Annotated in this window: 17 protein-coding genes; 11 read left to right on the top strand and 6 right to left on the bottom strand. The window is 67.1% G+C overall.

Features of this window, described 5'->3' with window-relative positions; translation table 11 throughout:
- Nucleotide 1: 1 nt before the first annotated feature.
- Both CWC60_RS08460 and pncA read left to right on the top strand, forming a co-directional pair.
- Nucleotides 2–244: an Lrp/AsnC ligand binding domain-containing protein gene (locus tag CWC60_RS08460; RefSeq protein ID WP_109793563.1), complete on the top strand. Its 243-nt coding sequence runs from the start codon at nt 2–4 to the stop codon at nt 242–244.
- 10 nt (nt 245–254) lie between these two features.
- Nucleotides 255–875, top strand: a complete 621-nt coding sequence (pncA, locus tag CWC60_RS08455; protein ID WP_109793562.1) for a bifunctional nicotinamidase/pyrazinamidase — start codon at nt 255–257, stop codon at nt 873–875.
- A 100-nt stretch (nt 876–975) separates the two neighbouring features.
- On the opposite strand, the gene CWC60_RS08450 is transcribed toward pncA, so the two are convergent.
- Complete coding sequence (locus tag CWC60_RS08450) at nt 976–2,883, bottom strand: PhoX family protein (protein WP_109793561.1); 1,908 nt, start codon at nt 2,881–2,883, stop codon at nt 976–978.
- A 157-nt stretch (nt 2,884–3,040) separates the two neighbouring features.
- Between CWC60_RS08450 and CWC60_RS08445 the strand changes: the two genes are divergently transcribed.
- From CWC60_RS08445 to rpsD, 5 genes are all read left to right on the top strand, one after another.
- The gene (locus tag CWC60_RS08445; protein WP_109793560.1) at nt 3,041–4,699 is read left to right on the top strand and encodes an NAD+ synthase; all 1,659 of its coding nucleotides are present in this window, start codon (nt 3,041–3,043) and stop codon (nt 4,697–4,699) included.
- A 2-nt stretch (nt 4,700–4,701) separates the two neighbouring features.
- Complete coding sequence (gene gltX, locus CWC60_RS08440; protein WP_206419836.1) at nt 4,702–6,048, top strand: glutamate--tRNA ligase; 1,347 nt, start codon at nt 4,702–4,704, stop codon at nt 6,046–6,048.
- Nucleotides 6,049–6,081: 33 nt separating this feature from the next.
- Nucleotides 6,082–7,701, top strand: coding sequence for a citramalate synthase (gene cimA / locus CWC60_RS08435; RefSeq protein ID WP_109793559.1), 1,620 nt, complete (start codon nt 6,082–6,084; stop codon nt 7,699–7,701).
- Between the two features lie 12 nt (nt 7,702–7,713).
- A complete protein-coding gene (locus CWC60_RS08430; RefSeq protein WP_109793558.1) occupies nt 7,714–8,526 on the top strand; it encodes an RNA methyltransferase in 813 nt (270 codons plus the stop codon).
- 95 nt (nt 8,527–8,621) lie between these two features.
- Nucleotides 8,622–9,242: a 30S ribosomal protein S4 gene (gene rpsD / locus CWC60_RS08425; RefSeq protein WP_109793557.1), complete on the top strand. Its 621-nt coding sequence runs from the start codon at nt 8,622–8,624 to the stop codon at nt 9,240–9,242.
- A 65-nt stretch (nt 9,243–9,307) separates the two neighbouring features.
- Here the strand turns inward: rpsD and CWC60_RS08420 are convergent, their stop codons facing one another.
- From CWC60_RS08420 to hemB, 3 genes are read right to left on the bottom strand one after another with little or no spacing between them, the layout of a single operon-like run.
- Entirely contained in the window at nt 9,308–10,096 is a 789-nt protein-coding gene (locus CWC60_RS08420; RefSeq protein WP_109793556.1) for an SDR family NAD(P)-dependent oxidoreductase, read from the bottom strand.
- A 53-nt stretch (nt 10,097–10,149) separates the two neighbouring features.
- Nucleotides 10,150–10,758 carry a Panacea domain-containing protein gene (locus tag CWC60_RS08415; protein ID WP_109793555.1) on the bottom strand — a complete coding sequence of 203 codons (609 nt, stop codon included), beginning with the start codon at nt 10,756–10,758 and terminating at the stop codon, nt 10,150–10,152.
- Nucleotides 10,759–10,793: 35 nt separating this feature from the next.
- Entirely contained in the window at nt 10,794–11,849 is a 1,056-nt protein-coding gene (gene hemB / locus CWC60_RS08410) for a porphobilinogen synthase (protein WP_109793554.1), read from the bottom strand.
- A gap of 107 nt (nt 11,850–11,956) precedes the next feature.
- On the opposite strand from hemB, the gene CWC60_RS08405 reads away from it, so the two are divergent.
- On the top strand, nt 11,957–12,745 hold the full coding sequence (locus tag CWC60_RS08405; RefSeq protein ID WP_109793553.1) for an enoyl-CoA hydratase/isomerase family protein: 789 nt from the start codon (nt 11,957–11,959) through the stop codon (nt 12,743–12,745).
- A gap of 99 nt (nt 12,746–12,844) precedes the next feature.
- Here CWC60_RS08405 and CWC60_RS08400 read toward each other — a convergent pair whose 3' ends face one another.
- A complete protein-coding gene (locus CWC60_RS08400; protein WP_109793552.1) occupies nt 12,845–13,132 on the bottom strand; it encodes a DUF1330 domain-containing protein in 288 nt (95 codons plus the stop codon).
- A gap of 68 nt (nt 13,133–13,200) precedes the next feature.
- Between CWC60_RS08400 and CWC60_RS08395 the strand changes: the two genes are divergently transcribed.
- Together CWC60_RS08395 and CWC60_RS08390 are read left to right on the top strand one after the other, a co-directional pair.
- Complete coding sequence (locus tag CWC60_RS08395) at nt 13,201–13,995, top strand: enoyl-CoA hydratase/isomerase family protein (protein ID WP_109793551.1); 795 nt, start codon at nt 13,201–13,203, stop codon at nt 13,993–13,995.
- 172 nt (nt 13,996–14,167) lie between these two features.
- Complete coding sequence (locus CWC60_RS08390; protein WP_206419835.1) at nt 14,168–15,991, top strand: ABCB family ABC transporter ATP-binding protein/permease; 1,824 nt, start codon at nt 14,168–14,170, stop codon at nt 15,989–15,991.
- A 138-nt stretch (nt 15,992–16,129) separates the two neighbouring features.
- Here the strand turns inward: CWC60_RS08390 and betB are convergent, their stop codons facing one another.
- Entirely contained in the window at nt 16,130–17,626 is a 1,497-nt protein-coding gene (gene betB, locus CWC60_RS08385; RefSeq protein ID WP_109793549.1) for a betaine-aldehyde dehydrogenase, read from the bottom strand.
- Nucleotides 17,627–17,706: 80 nt separating this feature from the next.
- On the opposite strand from betB, the gene CWC60_RS08380 reads away from it, so the two are divergent.
- On the top strand, nt 17,707–18,195 hold the full coding sequence (locus tag CWC60_RS08380; protein ID WP_109793548.1) for an acyl-CoA thioesterase: 489 nt from the start codon (nt 17,707–17,709) through the stop codon (nt 18,193–18,195).
- The last annotated feature ends 67 nt before the right edge of the window (nt 18,196–18,262 follow it).

Here is an 18,262-nt window from a genome sequence, read left to right as displayed (position 1 = left end):
GATGCAGACGATCTTCATCTGGGTGAAGTGCCAGCTCGGTGAGAGCTACGACGTCGCCGATGCGGCCATCCAGGAGATCGAGCAGGTCTCGGAAGTTCATTCCGTTTCAGGGGAATGGGACCTGTTGATGAAGTGCTATCTCAGCGACGAGCAGGATATCGGCCACTTCGTCTGCGAGAGTATCCAGCGGTTGCCGGGGATCAAGGACACGTTCACCACGATCACCTTCAAGGCGTTTTCCTGAGCCGGTGGAGATGGCGTTCGACACTGCGCGCGACCTCCTGCTGCTGATCGATATCCAGAACGATTTCTGCCCCGGCGGTGCACTCGCCGTTGCCGATGGCGATTCGGTCGTTCCTGTCGCCAACAGACTCGCCGGCCAGTTCGAACATGTCGCCGCGACGCAGGACTGGCACCCGGCGGACCATTTCTCCTTCGCCACCCATCACGCGGGCCGTGCGCCCTTCGAGAGCATCGATGCGCCCTACGGGCCACAGACGCTGTGGCCCGATCACTGCGTGCAGGGTACCGGCGGCGCCGCGTTCCACCCCGATCTCGACATCGGCCGGGCCGAGGTGATCGTGCGCAAGGGCTATCGCCCCGATCTGGACAGCTACTCCGCCTTCTTCGAGAACGATCAGCGGACACCCACAGGCCTTGGCGGCTATTGCCGGGAACGCGGTTTCGAGCGGATCGTCATGGCCGGGCTGGCGACCGACTTCTGCGTCGCCTGGTCGGCGCTGGACGCCCGCCGACTCGGCTTCGAGGTCACTGTCGTGCTCGAAGGCTGCCGGGCCATCGACCTCGATGGCTCGCTCGACAAGGCGCTCCACGACATGCGCGCGGCGGGCGTGGAGTTCGACAGGGCCGCCTGAGGCAGTCGACACCCGTCAAATTCCCGCTGGGCGGCAAAAAAAAGACGGCGGGCCGGAACCCGCCGCCTTCTGCTGCGTTTTCCTTCAGTGGGAAGGGAACTCAGCCGATCACACCGTTGTCGTCGCGGCGGATCGCAATGACCGCGGAGCGCGGGACGGCGTCGCCGCCCTCGGGCCAGTGGCTGTTGCCTTTCTCGCCCGGATGCTGGATGCCGATGAAGACCGTGCGGCGGTCGGGCGTCCAGGCGAAGCCCGTGACCTCGCACTCCTTCGGGCCGACCATGAAGCGGCGGATATCGCCGCTGGCCGGATCGCCGATCAGCATCTGGTTGTTGCCCATGCCGGCGAAGTCGCCCTCGCTGGAATAGTTGCCGTCGGTCTGGATCCAGACGAGGCCCGTGGAATCGAAGGCGAGACCGTCGGGCGAGTTGAACTTGTTCTCCTCCGTGACGTTCCTGGAGCCCGCATGGGCGTCGGTGTGGACGGCCGGATTACCGGCCATGACGAACAGGTCCCAGGAGAAGGTGTTAGCCGTGTGGTCCTCGTTGTCGGGCGCCCAGCGGACGATCTGGCCGTAGTTGTTGGCCGCGCGCGGGTTCGGGCCGTTGACCGGGGTCGGATCGCCGCCGGCATTCGGCTTGGCGGCCCGGTTCTTGTTGTTGGTCAGGCAGCAATAGGCCTCCGCCTTCAGCGGATTGGCCGCGACCCATTCGGGACGATCCATCGTCGTGGCGCCCACCGCCGAGGCCGCCTGCCGGGTGTGGATGCAGATCTCGGCCCGGGACTTCATACCGGTGGTCTCAGGCGTCAGTTCCAGCCACTCGCCGCGGCCGTCGTCATGGAACCTGGCGACGTACAGCCTGCCGTTTTCCAGCAGGTCGGCGTTGTCGCCGCCAGCCACGTACTTGCCGTCGGAGACGAAGCGGTAGATGAACTCGCCGCGTTCGTCATCGCCGAGATAGACGACAACGCGCCCGTCATTGGCGACGACAAGTTCGGCGTTCTCGTGCTTGAAGCGACCGAGGGCGGTCCGCTTCTTCGGCATCGAGGCCGGGTCGAGGGGATCGATCTCGACGACGTGGCCGGCCCGGTTCGGCTCGTTCGGATGCCTGGCGATGTCGAAACGCTCGTCCACCAGCGCCCAGCCATACCCCCAGTCCTTCGGGCCGATGCCGTAGCGCGCAAAACCTTCGGGCAGCGCGACCGGCTTCTGGTCCTGGATTTCCTCGGAGGACGAGAAGTAACCGTTGAAGTTCTCCTCGCAGGTCAGGTAGGTGCCCCAGGGCGTGCGGCCGTTGCCGCAGTTGTTCCAGGTGCCGAGCGCCCGGACGCCGGCCGGATCGGCGGCGGTCTTCATCAGGTCGTGACCGCGTGCCGGGCCGGTGATCTCCATAGGCGTCTGAGGCGTGATCCGGCGATTGAACGCACTGTCCCTGACGATTGACCACTTGCCGTCCTGCCGGGCGATCTCGACGACCGAGACACCGTGGGCCAGCATGCCCTTGAGGATGTCGTCCTCGTCGGCGGGCTTGCCCTCTTCCCGATTACCCCAGATGACCTTCCGGTTCGTGTACTCGTTGTTGACCGCGAGAATGTAGCGGCCGTCGCGGGTGAACAGCGCCATGCCGTCATTGTTGTCGCCGAAGGCGCGGACCTGGCTGTCGGCGCTGCCGCGTGTGGCGTGGTCGAATTCGGGCGCGTCCGACCACATCGGCTCGCCCCAGACGGCGACCGTGTGCCAGTTGTAGCCCTCTGGCAGCGTGATCGTGTCCAGCGTACTGGCCTCGACCGGCGCGAACCCGAAGCGGCCTGCTGCGTGCGCCGGACGGGTGAGCGCAGAAGTGCCCAGGAACATGGCCGTCGCGCCCAATGCCGCGGCGCCGCCGAGAAGGCCGCGGCGCGAATAGCGGCGTGCGACGATCCGGTCGAATCCGGTCGTCTCGGGGGGCGGATTGTTGAGTTCGTCGAACTCGTCGAACGAGATTTCAGCCAGCTTCTGCTCTGACATCGTGGTCTCCAATGATGGACGGACAGCGGGCGCCGGTGCGATCCCCTTCGGCCGACGCTTTCAGCGCCTGTTGATACCCCCGTAATGCTGCATTGCCGTGACATCGGCGTCCGCGCGGGCTGTTCCGCAGCCTTCGGATGTGGTCTAGAGAAGCCGCATGCCGGACACACTCAGAATAGCACTGGCGCAGGCCAATCCGACCGTCGGCGACATCGCCGGCAATATCGCGCTCGCGCGGAGGCTGCGCGCCGAGGCCGCCGTTGCCGGGGCCGACCTGATCGCCTTTCCGGAGATGTTCGTCACCGGCTATCCGCCCGAAGACCTGCTGTTTCAGCCATCCTTCCGGTCGGCAGCCATCAGGGCGGTCGAGGATCTGGCGTCGGAAACCGGCGATGGCGGACCGGCGATGCTGATGACAGGCTGCTGGCGCACCGAGGGTTCTCTCCACAACGCGGCGATGATGCTCGACGGCGGCGGCGTGCAGGCGACGACGTTCAAGCACCGCCTGCCCAACTATGGCGTTTTCGACGAGAAGCGGCAGTTCGCCGAAGGACCGCTTCCCGGGCCGCTGTCCTGCCGCGGGGTCCGGCTGGGTGTGATGATCTGCGAGGACATGTGGTCGCCGGACGTGGCCGAGTGTCTGCAAGAGACCGGCGCGGAAATTCTGATCGTCGCCAACGGCTCGCCCTTCGACGTGACCAAGCCCGATCTGCGCATCAACGGCGCCGTGGCGCGGGTCACCGAAACGGGCTTGCCGCTGGTCTATCTCAACCTGGTCGGCGGGCAGGACGAGCTCGTCTTCGATGGCGGCTCGTTCGTTCTGGACGCCGACCTCCGAACCCCCGTCCGCCTGCTGGAGTTCGAGCCGATGCTCTGCGTCACGGACTGGCGGCGCGACGGTGAGAGCTGGCGCTGCGCGCCCGGGAGCGATGCGACCCCTCTCGGACATGTCGAGGCCATCTACCGTACGGTTATGCTGGGGCTGAGGGATTTCGCGGAGAAGAACGCCTTCCCGGGCGTGGTCCTTGGTCTGTCGGGCGGCATCGACACGGCGCTCAGCGCCGCCATCGCGGTCGATGCTGTCGGACCCGAACGGGTCTGGTGCGCAATGCTGACATCCGAGATGACGGATGCGGACCGCCGCAGGAACGCGGAGGCGGTGGCGGCGCTGTTGGGCATCAGGCTCGATACCTGTTCGATCGCCGACGGCGTCGCCGCGCTCGACGTCGCGCTGGGGCCGGCTTTCGGCCGGGGCGTGCCCGACACCGCCGACCGCAATCTCGAGGCGCGGACGCGGGGATCGATGCTGGCCGCGCTGGCCGAACGCAGTGGCTACCTGCTGCTCGGCACGGGCAACAAGTCGGAAATCTCGGTCGGGCTCGACACGCTCCACGAGGATGAATTCGCCGACTTCGGCGTGCTCAAGGATCTCTACAGGACGACGGTGAAGGCTCTGGCCGAATGGCGCAACGCCAACCGGCCCGCCGGCGGGCTGGGACCCGATGGCCGGGTGCTGCCGCAGAGCCTGATCGATATGCCCGCAGCGGCGCAGCCGTCGATTGCGGACGGCGCCGGCGAACTGCCGGCCTTCGACGAGCTGGACGACATACTCGAATGCCTGATCGAAGGCGAGATGTCGGCCCGCGAGGTGCTCGAACGGGGCCATGACGCGGCTGTCGTGCGCCATGTCGAATACCTGTTCCATCGCGCCGAGCATCGTCGCCGCCGGACTGCGCCCGGGGTCAAGGTGACCACCCGGAGTTTCGGCCGCGACCGCCGGTTTCCCATCACCAACGCCTTCAGGGAGGCCGGATAGACATGGCCGAAATCTCGATGCCCCGCGTTCGCTTCGCGCCCAGCCCGACGGGCCAGCTTCACCTCGGCAACATCAAGGCCGCGGTCATCAACTGGCTGTTCGCGCGTCATCATGGCGGCGACTTCATGCTGCGGATTGACGACACCGACGGCGGCCGGTCGGAGACCGCCTACGAGGAAGACATCCTACGGGATCTGAAATGGCTGGGACTGCGCTGGGACCGTTTCGCCCGGCAGTCGGAACGGACGGAACGCTACGCCGCCGCCGTAGAGGCGCTGAAAGGACAGGGGCGCCTCTACGCCTGCTACGAGACGCAGGAGGAACTGGAGCGCAAGCGCGGGCTGCAGCGCGCTGCGGGCAGGCCGCCGGTCTATGACCGCGCGGGGCTGCGCCTCACCGACGAGCAGCGCGCCGCCCTGGAGGCGGAGGGGCGGCGGCCGCACTGGCGGTTCCTGCTGACCCAGGAGCGGGTGGTCTGGGACGACCTGGTGCGCGGGCGCCAGGAGGTGGACGCCGCCTCGCTCTCCGATCCCGTGCTGATCAGGGAGGACGGGCGGCCCCTCTACACGCTCAGTTCGACCGTCGACGATGGCGAGTTCGGGATCACCCATGTCATCCGCGGCGAGGACCACGTCGCCAACACCGCGGCTCAGATCCAGATTTTCGAAACACTGGGCCACGAGGCGCCGGCCTTCGGGCACTTCGCGCTGCTGGTCGACACCGATGGCGCGCCGCTGTCGAAGCGCGCCGGCAGCCTGACCGTCGCGGCGCTGCGTGAGGCGGGTATCGAGCCGGTCGCCATTGTCAGTCTGCTGGCGCGGCTCGGTACGTCGAAACCGGTCGAACTGTTCCGCAGCAACGGGGCGGCGGCGGAAGCGTTCGACCTTTCGGCCTTCGGCCGCGCCGCCGCGCGCTTCGACATGGCCGAGTTGCAACGCCTGTCGGCGCAGTTCGTTCACGGGCTGGAACCCGACGAGGCTGCGCGGAGGCTGGGCGATCACCGGCCGGCCGTCCTCGCCATCTGGGAGGCCGTTCGCGGCAATCTGAACAGCTTCGACGACTTCCAGGGCTGGATCGACCGGGTCGAGGAGGCCATCGTGCCGACGATCGAGGAGCCGGACTACTGCGCCGATGCCGCCGGTCTGCTGCCGGAAGGCGAACTGGACGAGACAAGCTGGAAGACCTGGACCGACGTCCTGAAGGCCGAAACCGGCCGCGAGGGCAAGGCGCTGTTCCTGCCGCTCAGGCTGGCGCTGACCGGCCGGGAACATGGACCGGAGATGCAAAAGCTGCTACCCCTCATCGGCCGCGACCGGGCCGTGCGGCGCCTTCGGGGCGAAACAGCCTGATCCACCAGGGACTTCGCTGGCGAAGTGAATGCGATGAGCAAGGAACGCCTCTACCTGTTCGACACCACGTTGCGCGATGGCGCGCAGACCAAGGGCGTCGACTTCTCGGTCGAGGACAAGCGGACCATTGCGCTCGCACTCGACCAGCTCGGACTGGACTACATCGAGGGCGGCTGGCCGGGCGCAAACCCGACCGACACCAGCTTTTTCGAGAATCCGCCCAGGCTGCGCCGCGCCAAGCTGGTCGCCTTCGGCATGACCAAGCGCGCGGGCCGTTCCGTCTCCAACGATCCGGGACTGTCGCAGGTGCTGGGCGCGGAGGCGGACGCCGTCTGCCTGGTGGGCAAGTCGTGGGATTTCCATGTCGATCTCGCCCTGGGGATTCCGCGCGAGGAGAACCTCGTCTCCATCCGCGAGAGCATCGCCGCGGCCGTCGAGCGCGGGCGGGAAGCCATGTTCGACGCCGAGCATTTCTTCGACGGCTATCGCGACAACCCCGACTACGCGCTGGCCTGTATCGAGGCCGCTCTGGAAGGCGGTGCGCGCTGGGTCGTGCTCTGCGACACCAACGGCGGCACCCTGCCGGCGGACGTCGAGCGGATCGTCGCGGAGGTGGCGGCGAAGTATCCCGGCGAGCGGATCGGCATTCACGCCCACAACGATACCGAGAACGCGGTGGCCAACAGCCTGGCGGCCGTCCACGCGGGCGCCCGGCAGGTGCAGGGCACGCTGAACGGCCTGGGCGAGCGCTGCGGCAACGCCAACATGATCTCGGTGATTCCGTCGCTGATGCTGAAGCCGATCTATGCGGATCGGTTCGAGACCGGCATTCCGGTGACCGAGCTCAGGCACCTGACGCAGACCTCGCGGCTGCTGGACGAACTGCTCAACCGCGCGCCCAACCGCCATCAGGCCTATGTCGGCGACAGCGCCTTCGCCCACAAGGGCGGACTGCATGTCTCCGCGGTGCAGAAGGACCCGAAGACCTACGAACACATCGACCCCGAGATCGTCGGCAACCGCCGGCACGTCCTTGTGTCGGACCAGGCCGGACGCTCCAACATCCTGGCGCGGCTGGAGGAGTGCGGCATCGAGGTCGAGAACGACGACCCCCGGGTCGGCCGCCTGCTCGATGCGGTGAAGCAGCGCGAATTCGAGGGCTATTCCTATGACGGCGCGGAGGCGAGCTTCGAACTGATGGCCCGCCGGACCCTGGGGCAGGTGCCGGAATATTTCCGCGTCGAGCGTTTCCGGGTGATGGTGGAGCGCCGCTTCAACGCCCGCGGCGAGCTGGTCACCGTCTCCGAGGCGACGGTGAAGATGCTGGCCGGGGGCGAGGACCGGCTCACGGTCGGCGAGGGCAACGGTCCCGTGAACGCCCTGGATCAGGCGCTTCGGCAGGCGCTGGACGGACTCTACGCCGAACTGTCGGATCTCCGGCTGGTCGACTTCAAGGTCCGCATCCTGACCGGCGGCACCGAAGCGGTGACCCGTGTCCTGATCGAGAGCGCAGACGGCACGGGCGAGCGCTGGTTCACGGTCGGCGTCTCGAGCAACATCGTCGAGGCGAGCTTCGATGCCCTCCACGATTCGATCACCTACAAGCTCTACCGCGACGGCGCCCGCACGGCGGGCCGCATCGCCGCCGAATAGACCGAATCGCGCATGGCCGGCACCGACCGCCGCTTCAGGGATTCCGCCTTGCCGCAGCCGGCGATCATTCTCGTGCGGCCGCAGATGGGCGAGAATATCGGCGCGGCAGCGCGGGCGATGCTGAACTTCGGCCTGGGCGAGATGCGCCTGGTCGCGCCGCGCGACGGCTGGCCCAGCGAATCGGCCCGCGCCATGGCCTCCCGCGCCGACGAAGTGCTGGAGCATGCGCGGCTGTTCGAGACCACCGAGGAAGCGATCGCCGATCTGCACCACGTCTACGCCACCACGGCGCGGGGGCGGGAGATGGCGAAGCCCGTGGTGACACCGAGGGAGGCTGCGGATACCGGCGTCGGGCGCGTGCGCGCGGGCGAGCGGGTCGGCATCCTGTTCGGCGGTGAGCGGGCGGGCCTGGACAATGACGACGTGGCCTTGGCGCGGGCGGTCGTCCAGGTCACGGCCAACCCGGCGTTTTCCTCCCTCAACCTGGCCCAGGCGGTACTGCTCGTCTCCTACGAATGGCGGCTTGCCGCCCTTGCGGCGGGCAAAGCGACCACCATGCCTCCGGCGCCGGAGGAGGCCGGGCCCGTGGCCGAAGCCGCGCAGATGACCGCCTTCCTCGATTTCCTTTCGGCGGAGCTCGACGCGGCCGGTTTCTTCCACCGCATCGCCGATAAGCGGCCCACCATGCTGCGGAACATCCGGGCGATGTTTCACCGTGCGGATCTGCGTGAGCAGGAGGTCAGGACGCTGTTCGGCGTGGTCCGCAGTCTCTCCGGCCACCGTCAGGGCACAAGGGGCGCAAAGGGCGGGGAAAAGGGCGGTTGACAGCCCGCAGCCCCGGTCCTATAGCACGGCCTCCCGCGACCGGAACGCACCGGCCGCGTTCATCTGTGATTTGACCGAACGGCAGAAGGCAACCGATGTCGAAGCGTATCAGCGCGAAATACAAGATCGATCGCCGCATGGGCGAGAACCTCTGGGGCCGTCCGAAGAGCCCCGTCAACCGCCGCGACTACGGTCCCGGCCAGCACGGGCAGGCGGGCAAGCGCAAGAAGGTCTCCGACTTCGGTCTGCACCTTCGCGCCAAGCAGAAGCTCAAGGGCTACTATGGTTCGATCACCGAGAAGCAGTTCCGCCGGGTCTATGGCGAGGCCGTGCGCCGCAAGGGCGACACCTCCGAGAACCTGATCGGCCTGCTGGAGAGCCGCCTCGACGCGCTGGTCTATCGCATGAAATTCGTGCCGACCGTGTTCGCGGCGCGCCAGTTCGTCAACCACGGCCATGTCAACGTCAATGGCCAGCGGGTGAACATTCCGAGCTATCGCTGCAAGCCGGGCGACGTGATCGAGGTCCGCGAGAAGTCGCGCCAGATCAACCTGGTGCTGGACGCCGCGGAGTCGTCGGAGCGCGAGACCCCCGACTATGTCGAGGTCGACCACAACAAGATGACCGGCAAGTACACCCGCGTGCCCAAGCTGGCCGACGTGCCCTACGCGGTGCAGATGGAGCCGAATCTGGTCATCGAGTACTACTCGCGCTGACCAGCGGCCTTCGGGCCCGCAATGTTTCGAGAGCGGCGCCGGAGCGATCCGGCGCCGCTTCTCGTTCAGCCCATGCGCATGCCGCCCGAAATGGTGATGGTCTGGCCGGTCATGCCGTCGGATTCGCCAGAGCCCAGATAGACCGCGATATGCGCGATCTCGACCGGCTCCAGCATGCGGCCGATGGGCACGCGGTTCACCAGCATCGTCTGCAGTTCCTCGACCGGCATGCCCAGGATCTCGGCGTGGTCGTCGAACTGGTCGATCATGTCGGTATTCACGAAGCCCGGGCAGATGGCGTTGACGGTGATGCGGTCCTTTGCGTGCTCAAGGGCGGCGCAGCGCGTCATGCCGACCACGGCATGCTTGGAGGTGTTGTAGGCGCCCTGGTTGAGGGACTCCCACTTGCCGGCGGTCGAGGCGATGTTGACGATCTTGCCGCCGCCGGCCTTCTGCATGTGGCGCAGCGCGAACTGCATGGCGTGGAAGACGCCATAGGTGTTGACCTGCATGATCCGGTCGAAGGTTTCGGGCTCGTAGTCGATGAAGCGGCTGGCCTTGTAGACCCCGGCGTTGTTGACCAGCACGTCGAGGCCGCCGAGCCGGTCGACGCAGGTTTCGATCATGGCCGCCACCGCGGCGCGGTCGCTGACATCGGCCGCCAGCGTTTCCACCTTGCCGCCGTGGGCGGCAGCCTTCGCAGCAATGTCCCCAAGCTGCGGCAGGCCGGTCGCGACCAGCATGAGGTCCGCGCCTTCCTCGGCATAGCGTTCCGCGATCGATGCGCCGATGCCGCGGCTGGCCCCCGTGATCAACGCCCGCCGGCCGGCAAGCCGTCCCTTTCTTTCGGCCATTCCGTGTTCTCCCCCTGGAACCCTGTGGGGGAGTCATAACCCGGCGGCGGCCGTCAATAAATCCGGCGTTTCGGAGCCCAGCGCTTCACGGCCTTGCCGCCGGTGATGACCCTGGGCACCCCGTCGGGCAGTTCGGGGCGTTCCTCGTTCGCCGCCGGCGGCGGCTTCACCGGGGCGGCGGGGCGGCGTTCGGTTTCCCGCGCGGCGGGCTGGATGAAGGTCCGGCGATAGGCGTCGGCCATCATGTCCAGCGGAATTTCCGCATCCGGCGCGGCCTGGCGCACATCGGAGAAGATGCCATCGGTCTCGATGAAAGCGTCGAGCTGCTCGACCGGCGACCTGGCGAACTTCCGGTAGATGAGTTTCAGGCAGGCCTCGGCGCGGTCATCGATCTCCTTGGGCCGGTCGGGTTCGCCGCCCTGCTCCAGCACGGGATAGAGATTGGGGTCGCAGGGGCCCAGGGCACTGGCGACGAATCGGCTCGGCATCAGCGCGCGGCCGTCATTGGCGGCGGCGTAGAGCCCCTGCGCCATGTACAGCAGAAGCTGCAGCTTGCGCGGCTGCAGCCTGATGCCGTCCTGCTCCGCCGCGAAGCGGAACCAGCCGACGGCTGCAATGGTGGATTTCAGCGCGGGCGCGCGGAATCTGTGGCTCCCTGTCATGGCGCGCAGTCTCGCCCGCCATGGCGAACAAAGGGTTAATCGCCGGCGCGAATCCGCTTTGCCGCCTCAACGGCGAAATAGGTCAGAACGCCGTCGCAGCCGGCCCGCTTGAAGCTCAGCAGGCTCTCCATCATCACCTTCTCGCGGTCCAGCCAGCCATTGTCGGCGGCGGCGTTGAGCATCGCGTACTCGCCGGAGACCTGGTAGGCGAAGGTGGGCAGGTGGAAGGCGTCCTTCACCCGCCGGCAGAGGTCGAGATAGGGCATGCCCGGCTTGACCATCACCATGTCCGCGCCCTCGGCGATGTCCATGGCGACCTCGCGCATCGCTTCGTCGCCATTTGCCGGGTTCATCTGGTAGGTCGCCTTTGTCGCCTTGCCGAGATTGGCCTTCGAGCCGATGGCGTCGCGGAAGGGCCCGTAGAAGGCGGAAGCGTATTTCGCCGCGTAGGACATGATCTGGACATTGTGATGGCCGTGCGCTTCCAGCGCCTCCCGGATGGCGCCGACGCGGCCGTCCATCATGTCCGAGGGCGCGATGATGTCACAGCCGGCCTCGACCTGGATCAGCGCCTGCCGGATCAGCACTTCCAGCGTGATGTCGTTCTGCACGTAGCCGTCGCGGATCAGGCCGTCATGGCCATGGCTGGTGAAGGGATCTAGCGCCGCGTCGCAGAGCACGCCGACGTCCGGTACGTGCTGCTTGACCGCGCGCACGGCGCGGCAGACCACGTTGTCGGGATTGGTCGCCTCGGTGCCTTCGTCGTTCTTCCGCTCCGCGTCGACGGCGGGAAAGATGGCGATCAGCGGCACGCCCAGTTCGCCGGCCTCGCCGACGGCGTCGACCAGGCTGTCCACCGAATGACGCCGCACGCCGGGCATGGACGGCACGTCGATGACGTCGTCGCCCTCATGGACGAAGACCGGCCAGATCAGGTCATCGACCGTCAGCACGTTCTCCGCCACCAGACGGCGCGACCAGTCGCTGGCGCGGGGCCGGCGCAGGCGGACGCGCGGATAGGCCGACAACGGCAGGTCGGCACGCTCGGCCTCCGGCGCGGGACGGCGGAAGGGAAGGGGATTCTCGCTCATGGCAATGGCCTGTCTGTGGCGTATAACCTGCCGAACCATAGACCAGCACGGGCGTCGGGCAAAGCGGTCCGGCGATGCCGGATCACCGTTCGAGGGAGGAGAGACGGATGAGCTATGAACACATGACCATGGACGTGTCCGACGGGGTGGCGCTGCTGCGCATAAACCGGCCGGACTCGGCCAACGCGATACACCTGCCACTGACCGAGGAGCTTGTCGACGCCGCCATCCGCTGTGACGAAGACCCGGCGATCCGAGCAGTGGTGCTGACCGGGGAGGGCAAGATGTTCTGCGCCGGCGGCGATATCGGCTTCTTCGTCTCCCAGGGCGAGGACAGGCTGCCATCGGTCGTTAAGAAGATGCTGCTGAACCTGCATGGCGCCATCAGCCGGCTGCACCGTATGGATCCGCCGGTAGTCTGCGCCGTCAACGGAACGGCGGCGGGAGCCGGATTCAGCCTGGCGCTGCAGGGCGACCTCGTGCTGGCGGCCGAAAGCGCGAAGTTCACGATGGCATACACCAGGGTCGGTCTGTCACCGGACGGCTCGTCGTCCTACTTCCTGCCGCGCCGGGTTGGCTCGAAGCGGGCGCTGGACCTGATCCTGACCAATCGTCTGCTGACCGCCGCCGAAGCCCTGGACTGGGGCATCGTCGACTATCTCCATCCGGACGACAAACTGATGGATGAAGCCATGAAGCTCGCGGCGACGCTCGCGAATGGCCCCACCCGTGCTTTCGGCACGGCCAAACGGCTGATCCACGAAAGTTCGACCGACTCGCTGGAAAGCCAGATGGAGCGGGAAACCGTCGGCATCGTCGAATGCATGCGCACCCCGGACGGCAAGGAAGGCATGGACGCATTCGTCAACAAGCGCCCGGCGAAGTTCGGGGGCTAGGCTGGAAAGGAGATGGCGCCCCGGGACGTGATCCAGGGGCCCAGATCCGCCGTCACTTTCCGCTGGGTCCCTGGGTCGAGCCCAGGGACGACAAGGAAGCTACAGCCCCTCGACGACGATGAACTGGCCGTCGGCGGCGCCTTCGCGTTCCTTCTTGGCGGCCTGGTATTCCGGCGAATCGTAGAACGCCTGCGCCGCCTTCATGTCGGCGAAGCGGAGCACGACCACGCGGCGGGTCTCCTCGTCGCCCTCCAGCGTCGCCAGCGCGCCGCCGCGGGCCAGGTACTCGCCGCCGTACTTCTTGATGGCGGCGGGCGCCAGCGCCTTGTAGTTCTCGTACTTCTCCGGATCGGTGACGTTGACGCGGGCGATCACATAAGCGGCCATGGCTTCTTTCCTCCGCTGATTGGACTAGGCTGAGCCGCAATCTAGCCTGAACGCGCGGGGAGGAAATCATGGAACTGCAGTTTTCGACGATCGAGCGTCGGGGGCGCATCGTCATCGTCCGTTTCGACAGGGGCATTGCGGCCAATCCCCTGTCGGACGCCCTGATGAAGGAACTGACCGACATCGCCCGCCATCTGGACGAAGATCTGGAAAGCTCGGTCGTGGTGCTGGCCGGCCGCGACGACAATTTCTCCATGGGGTTCGACCTGAAGGATCCGGTCGCCGAGCAGCGCGCCGAGGCCGGCCTGCTGGCCAGGCGGCGCTCGATCCAGCGCGGGCCGCGGCTCTGCCGCGCCTGGGAGGAGCTGGAACAGATGACCATCTGCGCCGTCGAAGGCTGGTGCGTCGGCGGCGGGGTGGCGCTGGCCTGTTCCCTCGACCTCCGCGTCATGGGAGAGGGGGCGACCTACTACGTCTCCGAGATCGAGCGCGGCATGAACATGAGCTGGAACTCGGTGCCGCGCTTCGTGAACCTTTGCGGGCCCGCCCGGACCAAACGCCTCGTCGTGATGGCGGAGAAGGTCGGCGCGGAACGGGCGCTGGAATGGGGTCTGGCCGACGAGGTGGCGCCGAAGGGCGGCGCGCTGCACAAGGCACTGGAGATGGCCGAACGCATCGCCAGCCTGCCCCCGGTGCAGGTGCGCATGTGCAAGAAGGACGTCGACGTCGCCGCCAAGGCGCTCAACCACGCCGTCAGCTTCATGGACGCCGACCAGTTCTGTCTCTCCATGACCGGCGAGGACTACAAGGAAGGCGTGCAGTCGTTCCTCGAGAAACGCCCGCCGCGCTATACCGGGCGTTGAATTACGCGGGCGGAGCGACAGTTGTGAAGGATATCGCTGCCCGCTCCGGGACTCCGGATAATGTCCGGGGCGGGCCCTTGATCCCGGAGCCAGGTCTCGACGTGACGCCTGACCGGGTCCCGGAGTCGAGCCCCAGAACCGGCAAATGTTGTGGTCGACGGAAGGAGGATCGTTGAGGAACACCGTATCCGGCACGCCGTCCGGCCCGCCCGACTGGAGCGTGCTGCGCCGGTTGCTGCCCTATCTCTGGCCGAAGGACGACTGGCGGCCGAAGCTGCGCATCGTTCTTGCCGCCTGCTTCCTGGCCGGTTCCATCGCGGCCGGCGCGACGGTGCCGTTCCTGCTCAAGCACGCCGTGGACTCGCTGGATGCGGAGAATATTGCCATCGGGGCGGCGATCGCCTTCGTGGTGGCCTATGGCCTAGGCCGTGTCCTGCAGCAGGGTCTGGCGCAGGCCCGCGACGGCATCTTCTCCGCGGTCGGGCAGCGGGCCGCGCGGCGGGTGGCGCGCCGCGTCTTCCAGCGTCTGCACGAGCTCAGCTACCGCTTCCATACCGAACGCCGCACCGGCGCCCTGCATCAGCTCATCGACCGCGGCGCCAAGGCGATCGATTTCCTGTTGCGCATGGCGCTGTTCAACGTCGTCCCCGTGGTCGGCCAGGCGGTGATCTTTCTCGGCATTCTGGTGATCGAGTACCAGTTCTGGTTCGCCGTCGCGACCTTCGCCACTGTGATCGCCTTCATCGCCTTTACCTTTCTGGTGACCGAGTGGCGCATCGGCATCCGCCGGGAGATGAACCGACGCGACGAGGAGGCCTATGCCAGCTCCGTCGACAGCCTGCTGAACTTCGAGACCGTGCGCTATTTCGCCAACGAACCCTACGAGGTCGAGCGCTTCGACAATCGGCTCGCGGGCTACGAGAAGGCGGCGGTGCGCAGCCAGGTCAGCCTGGCTTTCCTGAACACCGGGCAGGGCCTCATCGTCGCCACGGGCCTGGTCATCGTCATGGTGCTGGCGGCAAGGGGCGTCGCCGACGGTTCCATGACCATCGGCGATTTCGTTCTGATCAACGCCTTCCTGATCCAGCTCTACATGCCTCTCAACATGCTGGGCATGGTCTACCGCGAGGTGAAGCAGAGCCTGGTCGACATGCAGAAGATGTTCGGCCTGCTGGACCGGGAGATCGAGGTCGGCGATGCGCCGGACGCGAAACCGCTCGCCTTCCGCGGCGGGCATATCGAGTTCGATAACGTGACCTTCGGCTACGATCCGCGGCGGACGGTGCTGGATGGCGTTTCCTTCGAGGTGCCGCCCGGCCACACCATTGCCGTGGTCGGCGAATCCGGCGGCGGCAAGTCCACGCTGACGCGGCTGCTGTTCCGCTTCTTCGACGTCACCGGCGGCCGCATCCTGATCGACGGACAGGACATCCGCGACGTTACCCAGGCGTCGCTGCGCCGGACCCTGGGCGTCGTGCCCCAGGACGTGGTGCTGTTCAACGACACGCTGGAGCACAACATCCGCTATGGCGATCTGGAGGCCGGCGACGCGCAGATGAACGCGGCGATCGACGCGGCCCAGCTCCGCCCCCTGATCGACAGCCTGCCCGACGGGCTGGCCAGCATCGTCGGCGAACGCGGCCTGAAGCTCTCCGGCGGCGAGAAGCAGCGCGTCGCCATCGCGCGGATGATGCTCAAGGATCCCGGCGTGATGATCTTCGACGAGGCGACCTCGGCGCTGGACACGGCGACGGAGCGGGAGATCCAGAAGGCGCTGACCCGCGTCTCCCAGGGCCGGACGACGCTGATGATCGCGCATCGGCTCTCGACGGTGGTCAACGCCGACCAGATCATCGTGCTGGACGGCGGACGCATCGCCGAACGCGGCCAGCATCATGAACTGATCGCCCGCAATGGCCTCTACGCTCACATGTGGCGGCGCCAGCAGGCCGAGCGGGCGCAGGACGGCGAAGGTGCGGTCAGCGCCGCGGAATAGTTCGAACGGTCTCATGGGACCGTTTCCGTGTTTGGTGGAACCGTCCTGATTTGTTGCCCCTGGACTCGATCCAGGGGCCCGGCGAACCAAAGGACCGGGTCCTGGGGTCAAGCCCCAGGACGCCGTGATTCCGGGTGTTCAGAAGTACGGCGCGACCCTGCCGAGATTGGCGTAGATGGTCTTCGTCTGGGTGAAGTGGCCGATGGTTTCCAACCCGTTCTCCCGGCCGACGCCCGACTGCTTGTGGCCGCCGAAGGGCACTTCCGGCGGCGTCACGTTGTAGTCGTTGATCCAGACCGTGCCGGCCTGCAGCGCGTTGGCGACGCGGTGGGCGCGGGCGAAGTCCGTGGTGAAGACTGCGCCGGCCAGGCCGAAGGGCGTGTGGTTGGCGCGGGCGACGACCTCGTGCTCCTCCTCGAAGGGCAGCACCGCCATGACGGGGCCGAAGATCTCGTCGCGGACGAAGCTCATGTCGTCGGTGCACTCGGCGAAGACCGCCGGATGGACGAAATTGCCCGCGGCAAGGGCGGGGTCTTCCGGGCGGTGGCCGCCGACGACGTGCAGCGCGTTGGAGCGCCGCGCCGCCTCGATATGGCCCATGACCTTCTCCAGATGGCCGGCGCTGATCAGTGCGCCGATACGCGTCGCCGGGTCGAACGGGTCGCCGAGCGGAATGCGGGCGACCTTGTCCTCCAGGCTTTCCAGGAAGCGGCGGTAGATGCGGCGCTGGACGAACACGCGGGTGCCGTTGGAGCAGACCTCGCCGGCCGAGTAGAAATTCGCCGACATGGCGGCGTCGACCGCGCCGTCGAAATCGGCGTCGTCGAAGACGATCAGCGGCGACTTGCCGCCCAGCTCCAGCGTCACGCCCTTCAGCGTCTGCGCGGCGTCGGCCATGACCTTGCGGCCCGTGCCGACCTCGCCGGTGAGGCTGATCTTGGCGATTCCGGGATGGCGTGAGAGAAGCTGGCCGACGCGGCCGTCGCCCTGGACGACGTTGAAGGCGCCCGGCGGCAGCCCGGCCTCGAGATAGATCTCGGCGAGCTTCAGCGCCGAAACTGGCGTCAGCTCCGCGGGCTTGAAGATCATCGTGTTGCCGCAGGCCAGCGCCGGCGCCGACTTCCACAGCGCGATCTGGATGGGATAGTTCCATGCTCCGATGCCGGCGCAGACGCCCAGCGGCTCGCGGCGCACCATGGCGAAGGCGTCGGGACCGAAATCATGGTGCTCGCCGTGTATCGCCGGCGCCAGGCCGGCATAGTACTCCAGCATCTCCGCGCCGGTGATGACGTCGACCTCGGCGGTCTCGGCGATGGGCTTGCCGGTGTCCAGCGTCTCCAGCCGCGCCAGTTCCCTGTTGCGCTCGCGGAGGATGGCCGCCGCACGCAGCAGCACTTTCGCCCGTTCCCGCGCCGGCGTCGCCGACCAGATGAGGAAGGCTTCCTGCGCGGCCTCGACGGCGGCCTCGACGTCCTCGGCCGAGGCCATCTCGACCTCGCAGATGACGTGGTTCGTGGCCGGATTCAGGTTCTCGAAGCTGATTTCCGCCGTGCCGGGCCGGTAGCGGCCGCCGATGAAGAGCTGTTGCACGCCGAGGGTAGTGTTCGGACCGTAATGGGTCTGGTCTGCCGCCATGGCCTTGCGCCTTTCCTTGCTCCGCCGGAAGGCGGCGATAGGATCATCGCCCGACCGCTCGCCGCAACAGGAAATCCGGTTTGAAAGACAATACGACCGACCCGCGCACGCCCCAGGTGGTCGCGCGCGCGCCCTTCACCGTCCGCCGTCTGGTCCGCTGGGGCGATTCCGATCCGGCGGGGATCGTCTACACCGGGACCTATCTGGATTACATGGTCGAGGCGGCGGAGGATTTCTTCATCGCGCTCACCGGCCGCCACTGGCGGGACATGCAGACGGAAAGCGGCACCGGCACCCCCATGGTCCACGCCTCGATGGACTTCCTGAAGCCGGTGCCGGCGGGGCAGGCCATCGACATCGCCGTCCACGTGGGCAGGCTGGGCGCGTCGTCCTTCGATCTGCATTTCATTTCCCGCACCATGGCGGGCGACGTCTGTTTCACCGGCAAGCTGACGGGCGTCCACATCCGCCATGTCGGCCCCGGCGCCATTGCCGCCCAGGCCATGCCGGCGGACTGGAAGGCGAAGCTCGCCGACTACGCGAAGGCGTTTCCGGTTCCGGAGAAATAGGTCTTGCCCGCCTTCGTGCGGGCATCCGGTCAATTCATTGACTCGCGGCGAAGCCGCACCGGGCCCT

Origin of the sequence: Minwuia thermotolerans (assembly GCF_002924445.1) — a bacterium.
GTDB classification, from domain to species: Bacteria; Pseudomonadota; Alphaproteobacteria; order Minwuiales; family Minwuiaceae; genus Minwuia; species Minwuia thermotolerans.
The sequence above is the reverse complement of the archived record's forward strand: the minus strand, read 5'-3'. Positions and strand labels throughout refer to the sequence as shown.